The organism is Sphingomonas sp. CCH21-G11, from assembly GCF_001555965.1.
Classification (GTDB): Bacteria; Pseudomonadota; Alphaproteobacteria; order Sphingomonadales; family Sphingomonadaceae; genus Sphingomonas.
Map to the genome: position 1 here is coordinate 1 of NZ_LSHX01000010.1, position 21,462 is coordinate 21,462.

A 21,462-nucleotide genomic window follows, 5' to 3' on the forward strand; every position below is an offset into this window, starting at 1 on the left:
CGCGCCGGATGCCGCGACGCCTGCCCCGGTGGACACAACGCCGGCTGCGGCGCGGGAGCGGGGGCCGGCACCGTCGTCACCGTCGGCGGCAGTGTGGCCGGCGCATCCTGGGCAACCGCCGGAGCGGTCGAGGCGGCCATCGCGGCGATCAACGCCGCGATGGCCGGGCGAGCTTTTGAAGCTGACTGGGTCATAGCGGGAACGACAAGCCGCGATCGGCAAATTCCGTTCCCGGCGCTGCGACGAAGCGAGCAGCTTGCCTGACCGATGGACGATGCGTCAGCCCCGTGACGGTTTGGGCGGGCGCGGCCGTGCAGGGCCACCGGCACCCGGTCCGTTGCCCCTCGGCCTGCCGGGTTTGCCCGCACCGCCCGGCTTGCCGGCACCGCCTGGTTTGCCCTGCGGCCTGCCGCCGCCGCGCGGACGATCCCGCGGCGGGATCGGCGAGGCGGGGCGCGGCGCGCTTGCCCCCGGCTGGCGCGGCGCCACCGAATAGCCCTCCTTCAACAGCCGCGCGAACGCCGCCTTGACCGACGCGTCGATCGCGCTGCGCAGTTCGGGGGGAAGATCCGCGACGGTCGTGTTGGCGTGAATTGCGTTGAGGTCGCGCAGCAGATTGTTGGGCAGTCCCTTCGACGCCGACTTCAACGCCACGATCGCATCGGTGACGGCGGAAAACAGGATGTCGTGCATCACGTCGGTGGCGGACCGGGTCATGCGTCCCCCCTTAGCCTTCGATACGCGCGCTTGTCGCGGGTCGAATCCGCTTTTCGAGCCGCCCCCCAAATTTTTTTGACCGCCGATGTCGAAATGCCGTCGCCTTGCGGCTCATCGTCATGTCAGCGGGGATGATCTCGCTGATCGACCTGATGGAGCCGATCCGATGCGACTGAAGCTGACCCTGCCCTTCGCCTTGCCGATGCTGGCGATGGCAACCGCGGTGCTGCCCGCCCCGGCCATGGCCGAGGAATATACGATCTTCGTCTACGAAACCCCCGCCGACCTCGCGCTGCGCAGCGACACGGGTACTGCGGGCCAGGCCTATTGGGCGGCCTACGCCAAGTTCGCCGCCGCATTGGCACAGGCGAACGCGATCCGCGGCGGAGCCCCGCTCGCGCTGCCGGAACGGACCGCAGGCCCCGACCCGGTGCTCGGCGGCTATTTCGTCATCGACGCCCCCGACCGCGCCACCGCCGAGCGGCTGGCCGCGCTCGCCCCCAGCGTCAGCCGCGGCGGCCGCGCCGAGCTTCGCGCGACCTATCCCGCCCCGGCCATGCAGCCGCCGCGCTGATCGCCGCTGGCGCAACCCAACCAAATCTGGAACGCTACCGAAAGACGAAGGAACACCCCATGCAGTACATGATCATGTTCACCGAAACCGCCGAAGATTTCGCCAAGCGCGATCATCCCGAACACGCGCCCGCTTATTGGGGGGCGTGGAACGCCTATATCGGCGCGCTGGCCGCGGCGGGCATCATCGTCAACGGCGATGGCCTGCAACCGCCGCACACCGCCACGACGGTGCGGGTGCGCGACGGCCAGCGGATCGTTCAGGACGGTCCGTTCGCCGACACCAAGGAAGCACTGGCCGGCTATTTCGTGATCGAGGTCGCCGATCTCGACGCGGCGCTCGACTGGGCGGCCAAATCACCGGCGGCCGAAGCCGGATCGGTCGAGGTTCGCCCGGTGCTGCCGCCGCCGGGCAACCCGGCCTGATCGGGATGGACGCGCGCCGGGCAGCCGAGGCAGCGGCGCGCGCTTCCTATGGCCGGCTGGTGGCGCTGGTCGCCAGCCGGTCCCGCGATGTCGCGGCGGCGGAGGATGCGCTCGCCGATGCCTTTGCCGCCGCGCTGGCCACCTGGCCCGTGCGCGGCGTCCCCGACCGTCCGGAGGCGTGGCTGCTGACCGCTGCCCGGCGCGTGATCGGGCACGGCGCACGCGCCACGCGGGTCCGCGCCGATGCGGCACAGGCGATTGCGCTGCTGCAGGAGGAAGCCGAAATGCGCGACCCTGCCGAATTTCCCGACGAGCGGTTGAAGCTGCTGTTCGTCTGCGCCCACCCAGCGATCGATGCGGGGGTGCGCACGCCGTTGATGCTGCAGACGGTGCTCGGCCTCGACGCCGCGCGAATTGCGGCGGCGTTCCTGGTTGCGCCCGCAGCCATGGGCCAGCGGCTGGTGCGTGCCAAGGCCAAGATCCGCGATGCCGGGCTGCGCTTCGAGACGCCGGATCCCGACGCACTCGCGCCGCGCCTGGCCGACGTGCTGGACGCGATATACGCCGCCTATGGCACCGGCTGGGACGCGCTGCCCGGTGCTGACGAGGGCGTGCGCGGTCTGACGACGGAAGCGATTTTCCTCGCCCGGCTGATCGTCGATCTGCTGCCCGGAGAACCCGAACCCAAGGGGCTGCTGGCGCTGATGCTTTACTGCGAAGCGCGCAGGGCGGCGCGGCGCGGGCCAGAGGGAGCGTTCGTGCCGCTGGGTGAGCAGGACATGCGACTGTGGGACCGCGAGATGATTATCGAGGCGGAAGCCCTGCTGACCAACGCGGCGATGGCGCACCAGTTCGGGCGCTACCAATGCGAAGCCGCGATCCAGTCGGTCCACAGCGCCCGCGCGGTCACCGGGGTCACACAATGGGATGCACTGGTCACGCTCTATGATTTGCTGGCCCGGCATGTGCCCAGCCTGGGGGTGATGGTCAGCCGCGCCGCCGTGCTGGCCGAGGCGGGCTCGCCAGATGCCGCGCTCGCGGCACTCGACGCACTGCCGGCGGACCGGGTGGCGGCCTATCAGCCCTATTGGGTGACGCGGATGCACGCGCTCGACCGGTTGGGCTGGGTGGCGCAGGCCGTCGAGGCGCGCCAACGGGCGATCGGGCTGACCGAGGATCCTGCGGTGCGCGCGTTCCTGGCGCGCGGCTAACGACGGCGAACCTTACGAATGCCGTTCGTTTCGAGCGAAGTCGAGAAACGTGGCGCGGGCGCTCCGGAAGCCGCTTCTCGACTTCGCTCGAAGCGAACGGATTTCGGGCATTAAGCCGAACCTCAAAGCGCCGCCAAGTCGATCGGCGCGTGCCGGTCCAGCGTGCGCGACTTGTCCGGCATCGGGTATTTCAACCCCGTCGCGCAGTTGAACAGCACCACCCGGTCGTCGCGGCCGATCACGCGGTCGGCCAGCGCCTGTTTGTACGCGGCCAGCGTCGCGCCGCCCTCCGGGCACAGCAGCACGCCGTCGCGCGCGGCTTCGTCGACGGCGGCCAGGATCGCGGGATCGCCGACCGCGACCGCCGCGCCGCCGCTGGCGCGCACCGCATCGAGGATCAGGAAGTCGCCGACCGCGCGCGGCACGCGGATGCCGGCGGCGATGGTGTGCGCGTCCTCCCAGCGTTCGGCATGGCGATCGCCGGCTTCATAGGCGCGCACGATCGGCGCGCAGCCCGACGCCTGGACCGCGAACATGCGCGGACGCTTGGGCCCGATCAGCCCGATCGCCTCCAGCTCGTCGAACGCCTTCCACATGCCGATCAGCCCGGTGCCGCCGCCGGTCGGATAGAAGATCGCGTCGGGCAGTTCCCAATCGAGCTGTTCGGCCAGCTCGAGCCCCATCGTCTTCTTGCCCTCGATCCGATAGGGTTCCTTGAGCGTCGACAGGTCGTACCAGCCATTGGTCTTGCAACCCTCCGCGACGATCTTGCCGCAATCGTCGATCAGGCCGTTGACGCGATAGACGCGCGCGCCCTGTGCGGCGATCTCCCGCACATTGATTTCGGGCGTATCGTCGGGACAGAAGATGATCGTCTCGATGCCCGCGCGTGTCGCATAGGCGGCAGCGGCGGCGCCGGCATTGCCGTTGGTCGGCATGGCGATGGTGCGCACCCCCAGCGCCTTGGCCATCGAAATCGCCATCACCAGCCCGCGCGCCTTGAACGATCCGGTCGGCAGCCGCCCCTCGTCCTTCACCAGCGGCGGTCGTGCGGCGAGCGTGTCACCGACGCGGTCGAGCGGAATGAGCGGCGTCGCCTGTTCGCCCAGGCTGACGATGTGCTCGGCACGGCGGACGGGGAGCAGCTCGCGCCATTTCCACAGGTCAGCGGGCCGCCCCGCCAGCGCATCACGGCCGAGCGCGCCGCGGACGCCGTCGAGATCGTAGCGGACCAGCAGCGGCCGGCCGACGCGCGACAGACCCTGGATCGTGTCGGCTTCGTAGCGCTCGCCCGTCATCGAACATTCGAGATGGGTGACGAAGCCGGGGCGATCGGCGGTGAGGTTGGCGAAGGTGGATGCGGTCATGTGGGCCCTCGTTCCCTCACATCGGGTCGAGGTCAAGGGGGGGTGCGGTCTATGCGCCGACGGAGGCCACGGTGCGTATGGACCCCGGATCAAGTCCGGGGTGACGAGTTGGGAGGCAAGGTTCGCAGATTGGCGGAATAAGCGGTGGGGGGAGGCGGAGCAAATGACCGCTCCCCCTCCCCCGCGTCATGCCGGACTCGATCCGGTGTCCACGCGCACCGGCCGCCTCAAGCGCCTTACGGCACCGTCACGGTTTCGAAGCTGTAGCCCTTCAGTTCCGGCAGCGCCTTGACCTGGGGCTCGACGGTCTTGAGGTCGCCGACCACGACCAGCGTCATCTTGTCGAGCGGGAAGGCTTTCTTGGCCGCCGCCGTCATTGCCGGGCCCTTCACCGCCAGCACCGCGGGCACGTAATTCTCCAGCCAGTTCGCAGGCAGGCCGAGCGTGTCGCGGTTGGCGAGCGTGCCGACCACGGCGGGCGCGGTCGAATTCTGGATGGTGAAGATGCCGGCCATATAGGTGGCGATGCCCGCTGCTTCCTCGGGCGTCGGTGCGGTCGTCTGCAGCGTGCGGATTTCCTTGAACACCTCGGTCAGCGACGCGCCAGTGACGGCGGTGGTGACGTCGGCGTCGAAGGTCCATTGCGCGTCGCCGGGCTGGAACGCGATCCCCGATCCGGGGGAGTAGGTATAACCCTTTTCCTCGCGGATGTTGCGGGTGATACGCGAGCTGAACGCGCCGCCGAGCAGCGCATTGGTGACGCGCAACGGAATATCGTCCGCCGATCCCGCCACCGGCGCGGGGAATGCGACCCGCAGCGTCGACTGCGGTGCGTTCGGGCGGTCGATCAGCAGAACGCGCGGCCCCGGATTGACGCGGGGGGGCAGGCTCAGCCGCTCCGGCCCTGCCGCCCAATCGCCGAACGCCTGCTGGATCGCGGCCTTTGCCGCCGCCGCATCGAAGCGCCCGGCGATATAGAGGTGCGCCCGGCGCGCGCCGTAATTGGCGGCGTGGAATGCCTTGGCCTGGTCGAGCGTGTAGCCGTTCAACCGCGCGGCGGTCGGGAAATTGCGGCCATAGGGGTGGTCGCCGTACCAGCTGCGCGCCAGCGCCGCATCGGCCAGCGCCTGAGGCTGCGACAAGGTAAGCGCCAGGCGACGCTGCCAGTTCGCCTTGACCCGGCCAAAGGCATCGGCGGGGAAGTCCGGGCGGCGCGCGACGTCGCTGATCAGCTGGATCGCGTGCGCGGTATGTTCGGACAGGACGCTCATGCTGATCGCGGTCGATTGCTGCGAGACCCCAACGCCCAGGTCGCCGCCAAAGCTGGCGGCGGTGGCGGCAAGCTCGGCCGCCGACTTGCCGCCAGCGCCTTCCTTGATGAGATCGCCGGTGATGTCGGCGATCCAGGTATCCTCGCCCTCGTTCAGGTTGCCGGCAAAGATGCGCAGCGACACGACCGTCTTGGGCGTGACCCCGAACGGGATCAGCGTCACCTGCATCCCGTTGGAAAGCCGGAAGGTCTCGGTCGCGGGCAGCTTGAACGGCTTGGGCGCGGCGATCGGGGGCGGCGGCGGATAGTCCTGGGCGATCGCCGGCGCGACCAGACAGGTGGCGGCCAGGCCGGCCAGCAGCGTGCGTGCGCGGGTCATCAATTGGCTCCCGAATTGGGGGTGGCGACGGCCGCCTTTGCGGCGGCGCCAGGCACGATCGTGTAGATCGAACGGTTGGTCGGACGCAGATATTCCTGCGCGGTCTTCTGGATCAGCTCAGGGGTCACCTGGGCAAAGCCGGCCTCGATCTGGTTGACCCTGGACGGATCGTTGTCGAACAGCGCATGCACCGCGAGCAGGTCGATCAGGCCGACGCGGCCGCCGCCGTCGATCTGGCTGTAGAGCTGCGACCGCACCTTGGTCCGCGCGCGGGCCAGCTCCTCCGCGCCGACCTTGGTCGTGCGCAGGGCCTCGATCACTTCGTCGACCGCCTTGGTCACGTCCTCGGGCTTGTGCGTCGCGTCGTGGACGAGGCTGAAGCTCCACAGCATCGGCCCGTTGTAATTGTACATGTTGCCGAGCAGCGCGTTGATGCCGCCGGAGATATCGCCGGTGATGCCGGATTCCTGGACAAGCTTGCGATACAGCCGGCTGTCCTCGCCCTGGACGAGGATCTGGTCGATCAGCCCCATGGCATACCATTCGGGCGTGCCGCGCGCAGGGACGTGATAGCCCGCGGCATAGCCGGGCTTTGGCGCCAGCGCGTCGACGCGGCTCTTCACCTTCTCCTCGGTCTGGCGCGGCTCGGAAATGTCGGGCAGCTTGACCGCGTCCTTCTTGGGGATCGCGCCGAAATATTTCTGCACCATCGCGCGGGTCGCGGCGTAATCGATGTCGCCCGCGATGACGAGCACGGCGTTGGACGGGCGGTAGAAGGCGTCGAAGAACTGCTTGGCGTCCTCGACCGTCGCCGCTTCGATCTCGGTCAGGTCGCCGTAGAAATTGTGGCTGTTGTACCAGTTGGTGTTGGCCAGCATCGGCAGATCGATCCACGGCCAGGTGCTGTAGGGCTGGTTGAGGACGTTGACCTTGACCTCGTTGCCGACGACGCCCTGCTGATTCTTCAGCACTTCATCGTTGATGACCGGGCGCGCCATGCGGTCGCCCTCCAGCCACAGGATGCGCTCCAGCGCGTTCGAGGGCACGATTTCGAAATAGTTGGTGAAGTCGAACCGGGTGGACCCGTTGTTGACCCCGCCGGAATTGGTGATCGTGCTGTCGAACACGCCCTTGGGCGCGTTGGCCGATCCCTGGAACATCAGATGCTCGAACAGATGCGCGAAGCCCGTGCGCTCGCGCGGTTCGATGCGGAAGCCGATGCCGTAATAGACGCCGACCGTGACGGTGGGCGCGATATTGTCCTTCGACATCACCACGCGGAGCCCGTTGGGCAGCGTGAAATACTGCGTATCGATCGCGACGCGGGCGGGTGCCGCCTGCTGCGCCAGCGCCGGCGCGGCGGGCGCAAGCGTTGCGACGCCGAGCACAAGGCTCGCCGCCAGAGTTCGGAATCGCATGGCTGATCTCCCCATTCGGCTGTGTTAGCGAGATGCTACAGCGGCTTTGTGCGATCGCCAAGGGGGGTTGCGGGCGGCAGGGACGTTTGGCCCCCGCCGGGGATCGTGCGCGGGCAGAAGGGCGCACTCGCCGGTTTGACAAGCCGCGCCACGGTTCATATATCCGCGTTCACCTGCTGATCGGGAAATGATGCGCCGTCGCGCAGCGCATCGGACGAATGGGTCACGGGTTCACACGACGCCGAAAGCCGCTGTCTTGCCCCAGCCGGGGTGGCACGCGGCCTTTTGGCGTCGTCTGCGTGCGAGCCTTGCCGCAACTGGCGGGCTCGACCTGTTTTTGATCGAACCAGAGGCGACCCCTTTTCATGGCAACCAAGGCAATCGAGAGCAAGGCGATCGAGGGCGGCACGATGAAGCGCCGCATCCGCAAGGTCTTCGGCGACATCCACGAAGTCGTGGAAATGCCGAACCTGATCGAGGTCCAGCGCGAAAGCTACGAGCAGTTCCTGCGCTCCGACCCGTCGATCGGCTATGTCTCGGGCCTGGAAAAGACGCTGCGCAGCGTGTTCCCGATCCGCGATTTCGCCGGCACCGCCGAGCTTGATTTCGTGAATTACGAACTCGAGCCGCCGAAGTTCGACCAGGAAGAATGCCGCCAGCGCGGCATCACCTATGCCGCCCCGATGCGCGTCACGCTGCGCCTGATCGTGTTCGAGGTGGATCCGGATACCGAAGCCCGCTCGGTGCTCGATATCAAGGAGCAGGACGTTTACATGGGCGACATGCCGCTGATGACGGAGAACGGCACGTTCATCGTCAACGGCACCGAGCGCGTGATCGTCAGCCAGATGCACCGTTCGCCGGGCGTGCTGTTCGATCATGATCGCGGCAAGACCCATGCGTCGGGCAAGTACCTGTTCGCCGCGCGCGTCATCCCCTATCGCGGCTCGTGGCTCGATTTCGAGTTCGACGCCAAGGACATCGTCAACGTCCGCATCGACCGCAAGCGCAAGCTGCCGGTCACGACGCTGCTTTATGCGCTGGGGCTGAATGGCGAGGAGATCCTCAACCACTTCTACAACCGCGTCACCTTCCTGCGCGGACCCAATGGCTGGCAGATCCCGTTCGCGCCGGAAAACTGGCGCGGCACCAAGCCGACGTTCGACATCGTCGACGCCAATTCGGGCGAAGTCGTGTTCCCGGCGGGGCAGAAGATCAGCCCGCGCGCTGCGAACAAGGCGGCGAAGGACGGCCTGACCACGCTGTTGATCCCGACCGACGAAATCTATGGCCGTTATTCGGCCTATGACCTGATCAACGAAGCGACCGGCGAAATCTATATCGAGGCCGGCGACGAAGTGTCGGCGGAAAACCTGGAAAAGCTCGACAAGGCCGGGCTCGACCGGATCGAGCTGCTCGACATCGACCATGTGACGACGGGTCCGTGGATCCGCAACACGCTGGCCGCCGACAAGGCGGAAGAGCGCGAACAGGCGCTGAGCGACATCTACCGCGTCATGCGCCCCGGCGAGCCGCCGACGCTGGAGACTGCGGAATCGCTGTTCGCGGGCCTGTTCTTCGATCCCGACCGCTACGATCTGTCGGCGGTGGGCCGCGTCAAGCTCAACATGCGCCTTGACCTGGACTGCCCGGACACGGTGACGACGCTGCGCACCGAGGATATCCTGGAAGTCGTCAAGACGCTGGTGAACCTGAAGGACGGCAAGGGCGAAGTCGACGACATCGACAATCTCGGCAACCGCCGCGTGCGTTCGGTCGGTGAATTGCTGGAGAACCAGTATCGCGTCGGCCTGTTGCGCATGGAACGCGCGGTCAAGGAGCGCATGTCGTCGGTCGATGTCTCGACCGTCATGCCCAACGACCTGATCAATGCCAAGCCGGCGGTCGCCGCGGTGCGCGAGTTCTTCGGATCGTCGCAGCTGTCGCAGTTCATGGACCAGACCAATCCGCTGTCGGAAGTCACGCACAAGCGCCGCGTCTCGGCGCTCGGGCCGGGCGGCCTGACCCGCGAACGGGCGGGCTTCGAGGTCCGCGACGTCCATCCGACGCATTATGGCCGCATCTGTCCGATCGAGACGCCGGAAGGTCCGAACATCGGCCTGATCAACAGCCTCGCGACGTTCAGCCGGGTCAACAAGTACGGCTTCATCGAAACGCCGTACCGCAAGGTGATCGACGGCAAGGTGACCAACGACGTCGTCTATCTGTCGGCGATGGAAGAGCAGAAGCACACGGTCGCCCAGGCGTCGGCCGAGCTCAATCCGGATGGCTCGTTCGCCGAGGAGCTGGTCTCCGCACGTCAGGCGGGCGAGTTCCTGATGGCGATGCGCGACCAGATCACGCTGATGGACGTCAGCCCCAAGCAGCTGGTGTCGGTTGCGGCGTCGCTCATTCCGTTTCTGGAAAACGATGACGCCAACCGCGCGCTGATGGGTTCGAACATGCAGCGCCAGGCGGTGCCGCTGGTGAAGGCGGAAGCGCCGTTCGTCGGCACCGGCATGGAAGAAACCGTGGCGCGCGATTCGGGTGCTGCGATTTCGGCGCGCCGCGCCGGCATCGTCGACCAGGTCGATGCGAGCCGCATCGTGGTGCGCGCGACGGGTGAGGTCGATGCCACCGAAAGCGGCGTCGACATCTATACCCTGATGAAGTTCCAGCGGTCGAACCAGAACACCTGCATCAACCAGCGCCCGCTGGTGAAGGTGGGCGACGTGGTCAATCCCGGCGACGTGATCGCCGACGGCCCGTCGACCGAGTTCGGCGAGCTGGCGCTCGGACGCAACGCGCTCGTCGCGTTTATGCCGTGGAATGGCTATAACTACGAAGATTCGATCCTGATCTCCGAACGGATCGTGAAGGACGACGTCTTCACCTCGATCCACATCGAGGAGTTCGAGGTCATGGCCCGCGACACCAAGCTGGGGCCGGAAGACATCACCCGCGACATCCCCAATGTCGGCGAGGAAGCGCTGCGCAACCTCGACGAGGCGGGCATCGTCTATATCGGCGCCGAAGTGGAGCCGGGCGACATCCTGGTCGGCAAGATCACCCCCAAGGGTGAATCGCCGATGACCCCGGAAGAGAAGCTGCTCCGTGCGATCTTTGGCGAAAAGGCGTCCGACGTGCGCGACACGTCGCTGCGCTTGCCGCCGGGCGTCGCCGGGACGGTCGTCGAAGTGCGCGTGTTCAACCGTCACGGCATCGACAAGGACGAGCGCGCGATGGCGATCGAGCGCGAGGAAATCGAGCGGCTGAAAAAGGATTCGGACGACGAGCGTTCGATCCTGAACCGTGCGACCTGGTCGCGGCTGCGCGAGATGCTGATCGGTCAGGTCGCGACGGCTGCACCCAAGGGCCTGAAGAAGGGCGTCGAGATCACCGACGAGCTGCTCGATTCGGTCGAGCGCCACGAATGGTGGAAGTTCGCCGTGCAGGACGACGCGATGCAGTCGAACCTGGAAGCGGTGAAGGCCCAGTATGACGAAGCGGCGAAGAAGATTACGGACAAGTTCCACGATCGCCGCGAGAAGCTGGAGCGTGGCGACGAGCTGCCGCCGGGCGTGCTCAAGATGGTCAAGGTGTTCGTTGCGGTGAAGCGCAAGCTGCAGCCGGGCGACAAGATGGCCGGCCGTCACGGCAACAAGGGCGTGATCAGCCGCATCCTGCCGCAGGAGGACATGCCCTTCCTGGAGGACGGAACGCCGGTCGACCTGGTGCTCAACCCGCTGGGCGTGCCCAGCCGCATGAATGTCGGCCAGATCTTCGAGACGCATCTCGGCTGGGCGGCGCGCAACCTGGGGATGCAGGTCGCGACGATGCTGGAGGACTGGCGCGAGGCCAATCCCGACGCGGCGGCGGGCCAGATGCCCGACGCGGTGCGCGAGCGGCTGAAGACCGTCTATGGCGAGCATTATGCCGGCGAGATCGAGCAGCGCACGCCCGAGCAGATCGAGGAGCTGGTGCACAATGTCCGCACCGGCATTCCGATGGGCACGCCGGTGTTCGATGGCGCGCGCGAAAGCGACGTGTCGGCGATGCTGGACCTGGCCGGCCTCGATACGTCGGGCCAGTCGGTCCTGTATGACGGCCGCACGGGCGATGCGTTCGACCGCAAGGTGACGGTGGGCATCATCTACATGCTCAAGCTGCACCACCTGGTGGATGACAAGATCCACGCGCGTTCGATCGGGCCGTACAGCCTGGTCACCCAGCAGCCGCTGGGCGGCAAGGCGCAGTTCGGCGGCCAGCGCTTCGGCGAAATGGAAGTGTGGGCGCTGCAGGCCTATGGCGCGGCGTACACGCTCCAGGAAATGCTGACGGTGAAGTCCGACGACGTGGTCGGGCGCACCAAGGTCTATGAGGCGATCGTCAAAGGCGACGACACCTTCGAGGCCGGCATTCCGGAGAGCTTCAACGTGCTGGTCAAGGAAATGCGCTCACTGGGCCTGAACGTCGAGTTGAAGACCGCTGAACTGGGCTTCGACGAGGACGGCGTCCAGATCGCTGCGGAGTAGCCGACACCACCAATCCCCCTCTCCCGCTTGCGGGAGAGGGTCGGGGTGAGGGCCTAATCGCCGACTCGCCCTCACCTTCCCACCCGCGTTGCGGGCGGGCCCCTTCCTCTCCCGCAAGCGGGAGAGGGGCTGAAGGATGGAACAGAAATGAACGAACTGACCAATTTCGCCAATCCGATCGCCAAGCCGGAAACCTTTGACCAGATTCAGATCGGCATCGCGTCGCCTGATCGCATCCGGTCGTGGTCGTTCGGCGAGATCAAGAAGCCCGAGACGATCAACTACCGCACGTTCAAGCCCGAGCGTGACGGCCTGTTCTGCGCGCGCATCTTCGGTCCGATCAAGGATTACGAGTGCCTGTGCGGCAAGTACAAGCGCATGAAGTACAAGGGCATTGTCTGCGAAAAGTGCGGCGTCGAGGTCACCGTCTCGAAGGTCCGCCGCGAGCGCATGGGCCATATCGAACTGGCCGCGCCGGTCGCGCACATCTGGTTCCTGAAGTCGCTGCCGAGCCGCATCGGCCTGCTGCTCGACATGCAGCTCAAGCAGCTCGAGCGCGTGCTCTATTTCGAGAGCTATATTGTGATCGAGCCGGGCCTGACCCCGCTTGAGAAGTATCAGCTGCTGACCGAGGACGAGCTGCTCGACGCGCAGGACCAGTATGGCGAGGACGCGTTCTCGGCCGGCATCGGCGCGGAAGCGGTCAAGCAGATGCTGATGGACCTCGACCTCGAAGGCGAGCGTTCCGCGCTGCTCGAGGAACTGGCGGTCACCAAGTCGGAACTCAAGCCCAAGAAGATCATCAAGCGGCTGAAGGTCGTCGAAAGCTTCCTGGAATCGGGCAATCGTCCCGAGTGGATGATCCTGGACGTCGTGCCGGTCATTCCGCCCGAGCTGCGTCCGCTGGTGCCGCTCGACGGCGGCCGGTTCGCGACGTCGGACCTCAATGACCTGTATCGCCGCGTCATCAACCGCAACAATCGCCTGAAGCGCCTGATGGAACTGCGCGCGCCGGACATCATCGTCCGCAACGAAAAGCGCATGCTGCAGGAAGCCGTCGATGCGCTGTTCGACAATGGCCGCCGCGGCCGCACGATCACGGGCGCCAACAAGCGTCCGCTGAAGTCGCTGTCCGACATGCTGAAGGGCAAGCAGGGCCGCTTCCGTCAGAACCTGCTCGGCAAGCGCGTCGACTATTCGGGTCGTTCGGTCATCGTGACCGGGCCGGAACTGAAGCTGCACCAGTGCGGCCTGCCCAAGAAGATGGCACTCGAGCTGTTCAAGCCGTTCATCTACGCGCGCCTCGACGCCAAGGGGCTGTCGATGACGCTCAAGCAGGCCAAGAAGTGGGTCGAGAAGGAGCGCAAGGAAGTCTGGGACATCCTGGACGAGGTGATCCGCGAGCACCCGGTTCTCCTGAACCGCGCGCCGACGCTCCACCGCCTGGGCATCCAGGCGTTCGAGCCGGTGCTGATCGAAGGCAAGGCGATCCAGCTTCACCCGCTGGTCTGCTCGGCATTCAACGCCGACTTCGACGGGGACCAGATGGCCGTGCACGTGCCGCTGAGCCTCGAGGCGCAGCTGGAAGCGCGCGTGCTGATGATGTCGACCAACAACATCCTGTCGCCCGCCAACGGCAAGCCGATCATCGTGCCGTCGCAGGACATGGTGCTGGGCATCTATTACCTGTCGATGATGAAGGAAGGCGAGCCGGGCGAAGGCATGCTCCTGTCCGACATGGCGGAGGTGCACCACGCGCTCGATACCGGTGCGGTGACGCTGCACACCAAGGTGACGACGCGCGTGCCCCAGGTCGACGAGGCCGGCAACAGCTACCTCAAGCGGGTCGAAACGACGCCGGGCCGGCTGCTGCTGGGCGAGAAGCTGCCCCAGTCGCATCGCGTCCCGTTCGAGACGATCAACCGCCTGCTGACGAAGAAGGAAATCGGCGACGTCATCGACACCGTCTATCGCCACACCGGCCAGAAGGAGACGGTGCTGTTCGCCGACGGCATCATGACGCTGGGCTTCCAGCACGCGTTCAAGGCCGGCATCTCGTTCGGCAAGGACGACATGATCATCCCCGACGCCAAGGAAGCGATGGTCGACGAGACCCGCGCGCTGGTGAAGGATTATGAGCAGCAGTACCAGGACGGCCTGATCACCCAGCAGGAAAAGTACAACAAGGTGATCGACGCCTGGTCGCGTTGCGGCGACCAGGTCGCCGTCGCGATGATGGACGAGATCAAGGCGGTGAAGAAGGACCCGGAAACGGGCCGCGAGAAGCCGATCAACTCGATCTACATGATGGCGCATTCGGGCGCGCGTGGTTCGCAGGCACAGATCAAGCAGCTGGCGGGCATGCGCGGCCTGATGGCGAAGCCGTCGGGCGAGATCATCGAAACGCCGATCATCTCGAACTTCAAGGAGGGGTTGACCGTCCTTGAGTACTTCAACTCAACCCACGGCGCCCGCAAGGGCCTGGCCGACACCGCGCTCAAGACGGCGAATTCGGGCTACCTGACCCGCCGTCTGGTCGATGTCAGCCAGGACTGCGTCGTCATGGAGGAAGATTGCGGCACCGAACGCGCGCTGGAAATGAAGGCGATCGTTCAGGGCGGATCGACCATCGCGTCGCTGGGCGAACGCATCCTGGGCCGCACCACGGCCGAGGACATCGTCGACGTGAAGACGGGCGAAGTCGTGATCCCGGTCGGCACGCTGCTCGACGAGGCGCACATCACCCAGATCGAGGCGGTCGGGACCCAGGGCGTCAAGATCCGCTCGCCGCTGGTCTGCGAAGCCAAGATCGGCGTGTGCGGCAAATGCTATGGCCGTGACCTGGCGCGCGGCACGCCGGTGAATATCGGCGAAGCGGTCGGCGTCATCGCGGCGCAGTCGATCGGCGAGCCGGGCACGCAGCTGACGATGCGGACGTTCCACATCGGCGGCGCGGCGCAGCTCAACGAGCAGTCGAACCTGGAAGCGACCAGCGACGGCACGATCGAGTTCCGCGACGTGCGCATGATCGTCGACCAGCGCGGCCGTCGCGTCGTGCTGTCGCGTTCGGCGGAGCTGGCGATCATCGACGAGGAAGGCCGCGAGCGCGCGGTGCACCGCATCCCGTACGGCGCCTATGTGATGTTCGAGGACGGCGACCAGGTGAAGACCGGCGACCGGCTGGCCGAATGGGACCCGTTCACCATGCCGGTGATCACGGAAAATCCCGGTATCGTGAAGTATGTCGACCTGATCGACGGCAAGACGCTGACCGAACAGGCCGACGAAGCGACCGGGATCACCCAGCGCGTCGTCACCGAATATCGTGGCAAGGCGAAGGAGGATCTTCGTCCGCGCCTGACCCTGCTCGATTCGGGTTCGGGCGAGGCCGGCCGCTACATGCTCGCGCCGGGCGCGACGCTGTCGGTCGAGGACGGGGCCGAGGTGAAGGGCGGCGACGTGCTGGCACGTGTCAGCCGCGAAGCGGCCAAGACCCGCGACATCACCGGCGGTCTGCCGCGCGTCGCCGAACTCTTTGAGGCCCGCAAGCCCAAGGAGAACGCGATCATCGCCAAGGTCAGCGGCCGTGTCGTGTTCGGCAAGGATTACAAGGCCAAGCGCAAGATCGGCATCCAGCCCGAGGACGGCGGCGAGGTCGTGGAATATCTGGTGCCGAAGTCGAAGGTCATCGACGTGCAGGAAGGCGATTACGTCAAGCGCGGCGACAACCTGATCGGCGGCAGCCCCGATCCGCACGACATTCTGGAAGTGCTCGGCATCGAGCCGCTGGCCGAATATCTGGTCAGCGAAATCCAGGAAGTCTATCGACTGCAGGGCGTGAAGATCAACGACAAGCACATCGAGGTGATCGTTCGCCAGATGCTGCAGAAGGTCGAGATCATCGAAAGCGGCGACACCACGCTGCTGGTCGGCGAGCAGGTCGATCGCGAGGAGATGGACGCGATCAACGAAAAGCTGGCCCCCGGCCAGGCGCGCGCCCAGGGCAAGCCCGTGCTGCTCGGCATCACCAAGGCGTCGCTGCAGACCCGCAGCTTCATCTCGGCGGCGTCGTTCCAGGAGACCACCCGCGTCCTCACCGAGGCGGCGGTCCAGGGCAAGCAGGACACGCTGATCGGCCTGAAGGAAAACGTGATTGTCGGCCGCCTGATCCCGGCGGGCACGGGTGCGGGCATGAACCGCCTGCGCGTCGCGGCCTCGTCGCGCGATGCCGCGATGCGGGTTGCCGCGCGCCGCATGCAGGAAGTGTCGCTGATCGCGCCCAATTCGGCGGCTGAAGAGCATGAAGCCGAACTGGCGCGCAGCACCCGCGATGCCCAGGGCACCGGCGACGATCCGCTCGGCAAGGTCGCCGCCAGCGGCCACGGCACCGATGCGGATGCGGGCGAGTATCTGAACGAGGAATAAGCCCCCTTGCCCGGATACCGGCTGTCACATGAAAACGCCGCCGTCGGGGATGCCCGGCGGCGGCGTTTTTCGGTCAGCGGGTCATGCGTTTCTCGACGTCGCTCGAAACGAACGGGCGCTGAGCTCGAACCGAACGAGCCCTGAGCGCGAAACGGACGGGGCTGAGTGCGAAACGAACAGGCTGTGAATGCCTCGCGCCTCCGAACCCCGTTGATTTCGAGCGAAATCGAGAAACCCACCTCGATTGCCCGCGCTCGATCCGGCGCTACATCCCGCCGGACTGGCGCAGTTCGCGCGCTTCGCGGCGGCGGACCATCAGCGCCAACGCGGGATCCGCCGCCCCCGACAGCTGGATGACGTAGCGTCCGGGCTGGAGATTGAAGGTCACGATCTTGCGGATGCCCGAGCATTCCGGGCCATGTCCGTGATCGACCGATGCGATCGTTCGTCCGTTCTGGACGATGTCGACCCACGCGGCGCTCCCGAGCGCGACCTGATGCAGCCCCGGCTGGATCACGTTCAGCTCGACCAGCCCGGCATGGCCGCCGGTTTCCGGCTTGCGCCCGGGCGGCACGACGAAGCGGGCAAGGCTGCCGGGCACCAGCGTCACGTCAAATGCCTGGTCGACGCGGATCACAGACATGGTCGCGGACGATGCGGCGGCGGATACGCCGATCCGCATCGGCCAGCGTTGCCATTCGCGCGGCAGCGCCGGTTCGACCGCGCAGGTTGCGGGCGCAGCCTGTCCCGACGCCGCCGACGGCGCGAACAGGGCGGCCAGGCTGCTCAGGATACCCATCAACATGCGCGCTCCCCACCATCGCATCGAGGACGTCAGTCCAGCGCCAATCGGCCGACTGGTCAACCCGGCACATGCCGCTTAACGGCCGAACCACCCCCAGGCGAGCGCCAGCGCCAGCGCGGCCATGCTGGCCGCCAGCGCGATTGCGGCATCGCGCCCGCGTGATCGGGCATAGCCGATGGTGATTCCCAGCTTTACCGCCATGTTGGCGAGCACCGTGCCGCCAAGCGCCAGGGCGGCCAGCGTCGGCGCGATCGCACCGGCATCGAGCCCGCCGACGGTGACGATCGCCGCATCGACATCCAGGCTCCCCATGATGAGGATCAGGATCGCAATCCCGCTAGCCCCGAACCGCCCCTCCGCCCAGCGTACCACCACCGCCGCGATCGCGATGAACACGACAAAGGCGAGCGCGGGCAACAGCGCGATCGGATTGCCGGGTGGCGGCGTGCGATGGCCCGCAATCGAGGTGCGCAACAACCAAAGTCCCGCCAGCGCCGAAACGACGAAAGCCGGCGCGATCAACACCAGAAACGCAGGAAAAACCATGGGGGCAAGCATCGCGACGAGAACGCCGACACGCAGATACATGACGGCAGATGCCAGCGCGATGCCGGCGCATTCCGCCCCGCCCGCCGTTTCGGATCGCAGCGTCTGTGCCAGCGACTGGGTGACGGCGGTCGAGCTGTAGGCGCCGCCGATCACCGCCGTCGCGATCGTCCCGTGCCGCGCCCCGAACAGCCGGTTCGCGACAAAGCCGGCAAAGGAGAAGCCGGTGACCAGCACGACGACAAGCCAGAGCGACTGCGGGTTCCAGGCGTCATAGGGACCGTAGTTGCCCGCCGGGAGGAAGGGCCGTACCGCGACCGCGATGACGGCGAAGCGCGCCGCCGATTTCACGTCCTGCGCGTCCAGCCGGTCGATAAAGGCGTGCAGCTCGCGCCGGGCCGCAAGGATCAGCATCGCCAGCGCGGCACCGGCGATCCCCAATACCGGCCGCCCACCGCCGGCGAGCAGTCCGAGCGCGAGCGTGACGATACCGGCAATGGCCGATGTGGCGTCCAGCCGCGCGGCCAGGGTCGCGCTGCGCACGTAACCGATGACGATGGTTGCGGCGGCCGCGGTGATCAGCGCCGCGGCGGCGAATATCTGGTCTCCGCGTCCGATCAGCCCGGCCATGCCGCCGAGCAATCCCAGCAGGCTGAACGTCCGCACGCCGGCAACCCGGCTGCCCGCTGCGGCATCGCGCAGTTTCCAGCCACGTTCGATGCCGATCAGCAGTCCCGCCAGGACGGCGGCCCCGATGCCCAGATATTCATCGTCCCAGGTCATCGCCCCGCCATTCGTTCGACGCCCCCCCACCGGACATACTGCAGCGACGCGATCGTCGCCATGGCGGTTTCGTTTTACGCGCACACCCGATAGGACGGCGCGGCATGGCCCCCGACCTGATCCTGCTCACCGCGCTCCTGATGGGGATTGGCGCGTTGCTCTACACCTCGGTCGGCCATGCCGGCGCATCCGCCTATCTGGCGATCATGGCGCTCGTCGGCTTCGCGCCCGAGACGATGAAGCCGACCGCGCTCGTCCTCAACATCCTGGTCGCGAGCTTTACCAGCTGGCGCTTCGTGCGGGCGGGCCAGTTCGACCTGCGCACCGCCCTGCCCTTCATCGCCGGTGCGGTGCCCTTCGCATTCCTCGGCGGCGCGGTGCAGCTGCCCGCCGAGCTTTACCGCCCGATCGTCGGCGTGGTGCTGTGGCTGGCGGGCATCCGGCTGTTGTGGCCGCGCCCGCTCGACCGCCAGCGCATGATTACCGCGCCCCCGGTTCTGGCGGGACTCCTCGGCGGGGCGGGAATCGGTCTTTTGTCCGGGCTGACCGGCACCGGCGGGGGCATCTTCCTCAGCCCCGTGCTGCTCTTTTGCGGCTGGGCGGCGCCACGCCGCGCGAGCGGCATCGCCGCCGTCTTCATCCTGTGCAATTCGATCGCGGGGCTTGCCGGAAACCTGTCCAGCGTCGGGCGCCTGCCGGCAGAGCTGCCGTGGTTCGTCGCCGCCGTGGCGTCGGGTGCGCTGATCGGCACGCATCTGGGCGTCGTGCGCCTGCCGTCGACGCGGCTGTTCCAGGTGCTGGGGCTCGTGCTGCTGATCGCGGGTGCCAAGCTGGTGCTGACCTGACATCCCGCGAAAAAGTGCCGCCGCCCGGTGGGAACGACCGGGCGGCGGCGCCGGGGATGGCAAATCGGAGGGCAACCACCCCCGGCCTGGATTGACGCCGTCGATCGAAAGGGGGCGACGATCGATCGGCGTCCCGGCGCGGCCCGGGAAATTGCCGCGCCAAACCGTAACGTCCCGTCAGATCAGGGCAGGACCACCCCGTCGATCACGTGAATGACGCCGTTCGACTGGCCGACATCGGCGATCGTGATATTGGCGGTGCCGCCCTTGGTATCGGTGAGCATATAGCCCGAACCCGACTTGCTGACGGTCAGCTTGGCGCCGTTGACCGTGGTCAGCATCGCCTTGCCGCCGCCGGCCGCGACGGCCTTGGCGACATCGGCCGCCATCAGCTTGCCCGGCACGACATGATAGGTGAGGATCGAGGTCAGCGTCGCCTTGTTCTCCGGCTTCACCAGCGTCTCGACCGTTCCGGCGGGCAGCTTGGCAAAGGCGGCATTGGTCGGCGCGAACACGGTGAACGGACCCGGGCCGGACAGGGTGTCGACCAGCCCCGCCGCCTTCACCGCGGCGACCAGCGTCGTGTGATCCTTTGAATTGACCGCATTTTCGACGATCGTCTTGGTCGGATACATCGCGGCACCGCCGACCATCGGGTAATCCTTGGCGATCACCGCCGATCCGGCGAGCAGGGCGACGGCGCCCAGCGCCGACATCGACACGCGGCTGAGAACACGCTTCGTCATTCGAGCTTCCTTCCTGAATTCCCGCAACCCTCATCGGGGGATGCGGAGGAAGCTACGCAGCCCGAAGCGGGCCGGATGCATCAGAGCGTGGAAATTTTTCCGGCGGCGACCGGCGCGCTGCCGGGCGCGGCGTGGGGTGCACCGGCCACAGGCTCGATGGTGATCGCCAGCGTCGCGCCGTCGCGGATGAAGGCGCGGTTCTCCGGCGCGACCGCGACGATGCTCGTGCCCGTCTGGGCCACGAGGCCAAGCGACCGCGGTACGCCATCGTCAGGGATGACCCAGAGCTCGGGCGCGAGCTGCGGCCCGGCGCGCTCGCCCTCCGGCAGAGCGATGGCGCGAATGCGCAGCGCCCCGGGTTCGGGATCATATCGCGCCGCGAGCAGCGCGCCGTCCGGGCTGCCGGTCAACTGCGCAAGCACGAGCTGGTCGGGCGCGCGGACGATCTCAACGGGTGCGGGTGCCGGACGCAGGATCATCACCAGCGCCAGCGCCGCGGCGACTGCACCGGAGACGAACGCGCCCGAGCGCCATCCGCGCACGCGGCGCTCCAGCATGACGACGCGCGCATCGTCGGCATCCCCCGGCGCTTCCGCCGGACCGCCCAGCCGCCGGTCGATGCCCGCCCACACGCCGTCGTCGGGCGCGACATCGGCGGCGGCGTCGTTCATCGGTGCAAGCTGGCTCGCCCAACGCTCGACCGCTGCCGCGAAATCGGGATCGCTGAGCCGGAGGCGCTGGGCGGCCGCGCGTTCGGCCCCGTCGAGCACGCCGAGCGCCAGTTCGGCCGCGAGCACGTCGCGCTCCTCGTCGGTCATCGCGGGATCAGGCATCGCCCACGCACTCCCGCATCTGGAGCAGGCCGCGGCGCACCCAGCTCTTCATCGTGCCGAGCGGCACCTGCAGCCGGTCGGCCAGCTCGGCATAGGTGAACCCGTCGAAAAAGGCCTGGCGGATCGCATCGCGCTGGCGCGGGTCGAGCGCGTCGAGGCAGTCGAGGACGCGCGCGCGCTGTTGCGCCGCGCCGATCGCCGCCACCGCATCGGGCCGGTCATCGGCGACGTCCATCGCGTGATCCTGATCGACGAAGCGCGCACGCGGCTGGGCGCGGCGCCAGTCGATCGCGGTGTTGCGCGCGATGACGCTCAGCCACGTGATCGGGCTTGCCCGCCCCGCCTCAAACCGCCCCGCGCGGTTCCACACCTTGATGAACACGTCCTGCAAAATATCCTCGGCGATCTCCCGATCTTTCGAGATACGCAGGCAAATGCCGAATAGTTTCGCGGCGGTCATGTCATAGACGTCGCGCAATGCGTCACGATCCCCCCTGCCCACACGCTCCAGCGCGGCCGTCAGCCTGGCGCGGCGCGCATCGTCGTCCTCCCTCGTCATGATGCGATCCTAAACCTTACCAAG

General features: G+C 67.1%; 16 protein-coding genes. 7 read left to right on the forward strand and 9 right to left on the reverse strand.

What is annotated here, in order from left to right; all coding sequences use genetic code 11:
• The coding region (locus AX676_RS17995; protein WP_197417790.1) for a hypothetical protein at positions 1–264 on the forward strand (264 nt) is incomplete at its 5' end.
• 15 nt (positions 265–279) lie between these two features.
• Here AX676_RS17995 and AX676_RS01545 read toward each other — a convergent pair.
• Positions 280–717, reverse strand: a complete 438-nt coding sequence (locus AX676_RS01545) for a hypothetical protein (RefSeq protein ID WP_066482335.1) — start codon at positions 715–717, stop codon at positions 280–282.
• A 166-nt stretch (positions 718–883) separates the two neighbouring features.
• Here AX676_RS01545 and AX676_RS01550 point away from each other — a divergent pair, with 166 nt between their 5' ends.
• The 3 genes from AX676_RS01550 to AX676_RS01560 are packed head-to-tail and all read left to right on the forward strand — an operon-like array spanning position 884 to position 2,927.
• Entirely contained in the window at positions 884–1,291 is a 408-nt protein-coding gene (locus AX676_RS01550) for a YciI family protein (protein WP_066482336.1), read from the forward strand.
• Positions 1,292–1,350: 59 nt separating this feature from the next.
• The gene (locus tag AX676_RS01555) at positions 1,351–1,716 is read left to right on the forward strand and encodes a YciI family protein (protein WP_066482340.1); all 366 of its coding nucleotides are present in this window, start codon (positions 1,351–1,353) and stop codon (positions 1,714–1,716) included.
• Between the two features lie 5 nt (positions 1,717–1,721).
• Positions 1,722–2,927 carry an RNA polymerase sigma factor gene (locus AX676_RS01560; protein WP_197417185.1) on the forward strand — a complete coding sequence of 402 codons (1,206 nt, stop codon included), beginning with the start codon at positions 1,722–1,724 and terminating at the stop codon, positions 2,925–2,927.
• Between the two features lie 122 nt (positions 2,928–3,049).
• Here AX676_RS01560 and AX676_RS01565 read toward each other — a convergent pair whose 3' ends face one another.
• The 3 genes from AX676_RS01565 to AX676_RS01575 form a co-directional block, all read right to left on the reverse strand.
• Positions 3,050–4,294 carry a threonine synthase gene (locus AX676_RS01565; RefSeq protein WP_066482343.1) on the reverse strand — a complete coding sequence of 415 codons (1,245 nt, stop codon included), beginning with the start codon at positions 4,292–4,294 and terminating at the stop codon, positions 3,050–3,052.
• Positions 4,295–4,530: 236 nt separating this feature from the next.
• Entirely contained in the window at positions 4,531–5,943 is a 1,413-nt protein-coding gene (locus AX676_RS01570) for a M16 family metallopeptidase (protein ID WP_066482347.1), read from the reverse strand.
• A complete protein-coding gene (locus AX676_RS01575; protein WP_066482350.1) occupies positions 5,943–7,361 on the reverse strand; it encodes a M16 family metallopeptidase in 1,419 nt (472 codons plus the stop codon). The genes AX676_RS01570 and AX676_RS01575 overlap by 1 nt, the downstream gene beginning before the upstream one ends.
• Before the next feature lie 365 nt (positions 7,362–7,726).
• Here AX676_RS01575 and rpoB point away from each other — a divergent pair, with 365 nt between their 5' ends.
• Together rpoB and rpoC are read left to right on the forward strand one after the other, a co-directional pair.
• Entirely contained in the window at positions 7,727–11,896 is a 4,170-nt protein-coding gene (gene rpoB, locus AX676_RS01580; protein WP_066482351.1) for a DNA-directed RNA polymerase subunit beta, read from the forward strand.
• 147 nt (positions 11,897–12,043) lie between these two features.
• Positions 12,044–16,321, forward strand: coding sequence for a DNA-directed RNA polymerase subunit beta' (gene rpoC / locus AX676_RS01585; RefSeq protein WP_066482353.1), 4,278 nt, complete (start codon positions 12,044–12,046; stop codon positions 16,319–16,321).
• Between the two features lie 265 nt (positions 16,322–16,586).
• Here the strand turns inward: rpoC and AX676_RS01590 are convergent, their stop codons facing one another.
• Together AX676_RS01590 and AX676_RS01595 are read right to left on the reverse strand one after the other, a co-directional pair.
• Positions 16,587–17,126, reverse strand: a complete 540-nt coding sequence (locus tag AX676_RS01590) for a hypothetical protein (protein ID WP_066482356.1) — start codon at positions 17,124–17,126, stop codon at positions 16,587–16,589.
• Positions 17,127–17,201: 75 nt separating this feature from the next.
• Complete coding sequence (locus tag AX676_RS01595; RefSeq protein WP_066482358.1) at positions 17,202–18,455, reverse strand: MgtC/SapB family protein; 1,254 nt, start codon at positions 18,453–18,455, stop codon at positions 17,202–17,204.
• Between the two features lie 104 nt (positions 18,456–18,559).
• Between AX676_RS01595 and AX676_RS01600 the strand changes: the two genes are divergently transcribed.
• Positions 18,560–19,300, forward strand: coding sequence for a sulfite exporter TauE/SafE family protein (locus AX676_RS01600; protein ID WP_066482361.1), 741 nt, complete (start codon positions 18,560–18,562; stop codon positions 19,298–19,300).
• A 182-nt stretch (positions 19,301–19,482) separates the two neighbouring features.
• Here the strand turns inward: AX676_RS01600 and AX676_RS01605 are convergent, their stop codons facing one another.
• From AX676_RS01605 to AX676_RS01615, 3 genes are all read right to left on the reverse strand, one after another.
• On the reverse strand, positions 19,483–20,046 hold the full coding sequence (locus AX676_RS01605) for a fasciclin domain-containing protein (protein ID WP_066482364.1): 564 nt from the start codon (positions 20,044–20,046) through the stop codon (positions 19,483–19,485).
• A gap of 80 nt (positions 20,047–20,126) precedes the next feature.
• Positions 20,127–20,879, reverse strand: a complete 753-nt coding sequence (locus AX676_RS01610) for an anti-sigma factor (protein WP_066482366.1) — start codon at positions 20,877–20,879, stop codon at positions 20,127–20,129.
• On the reverse strand, positions 20,872–21,438 hold the full coding sequence (locus AX676_RS01615) for a sigma-70 family RNA polymerase sigma factor (RefSeq protein WP_066482367.1): 567 nt from the start codon (positions 21,436–21,438) through the stop codon (positions 20,872–20,874). Before AX676_RS01615 ends, AX676_RS01610 begins: the two co-directional genes overlap by 8 nt.
• Positions 21,439–21,462: the final 24 nt, after the last annotated feature.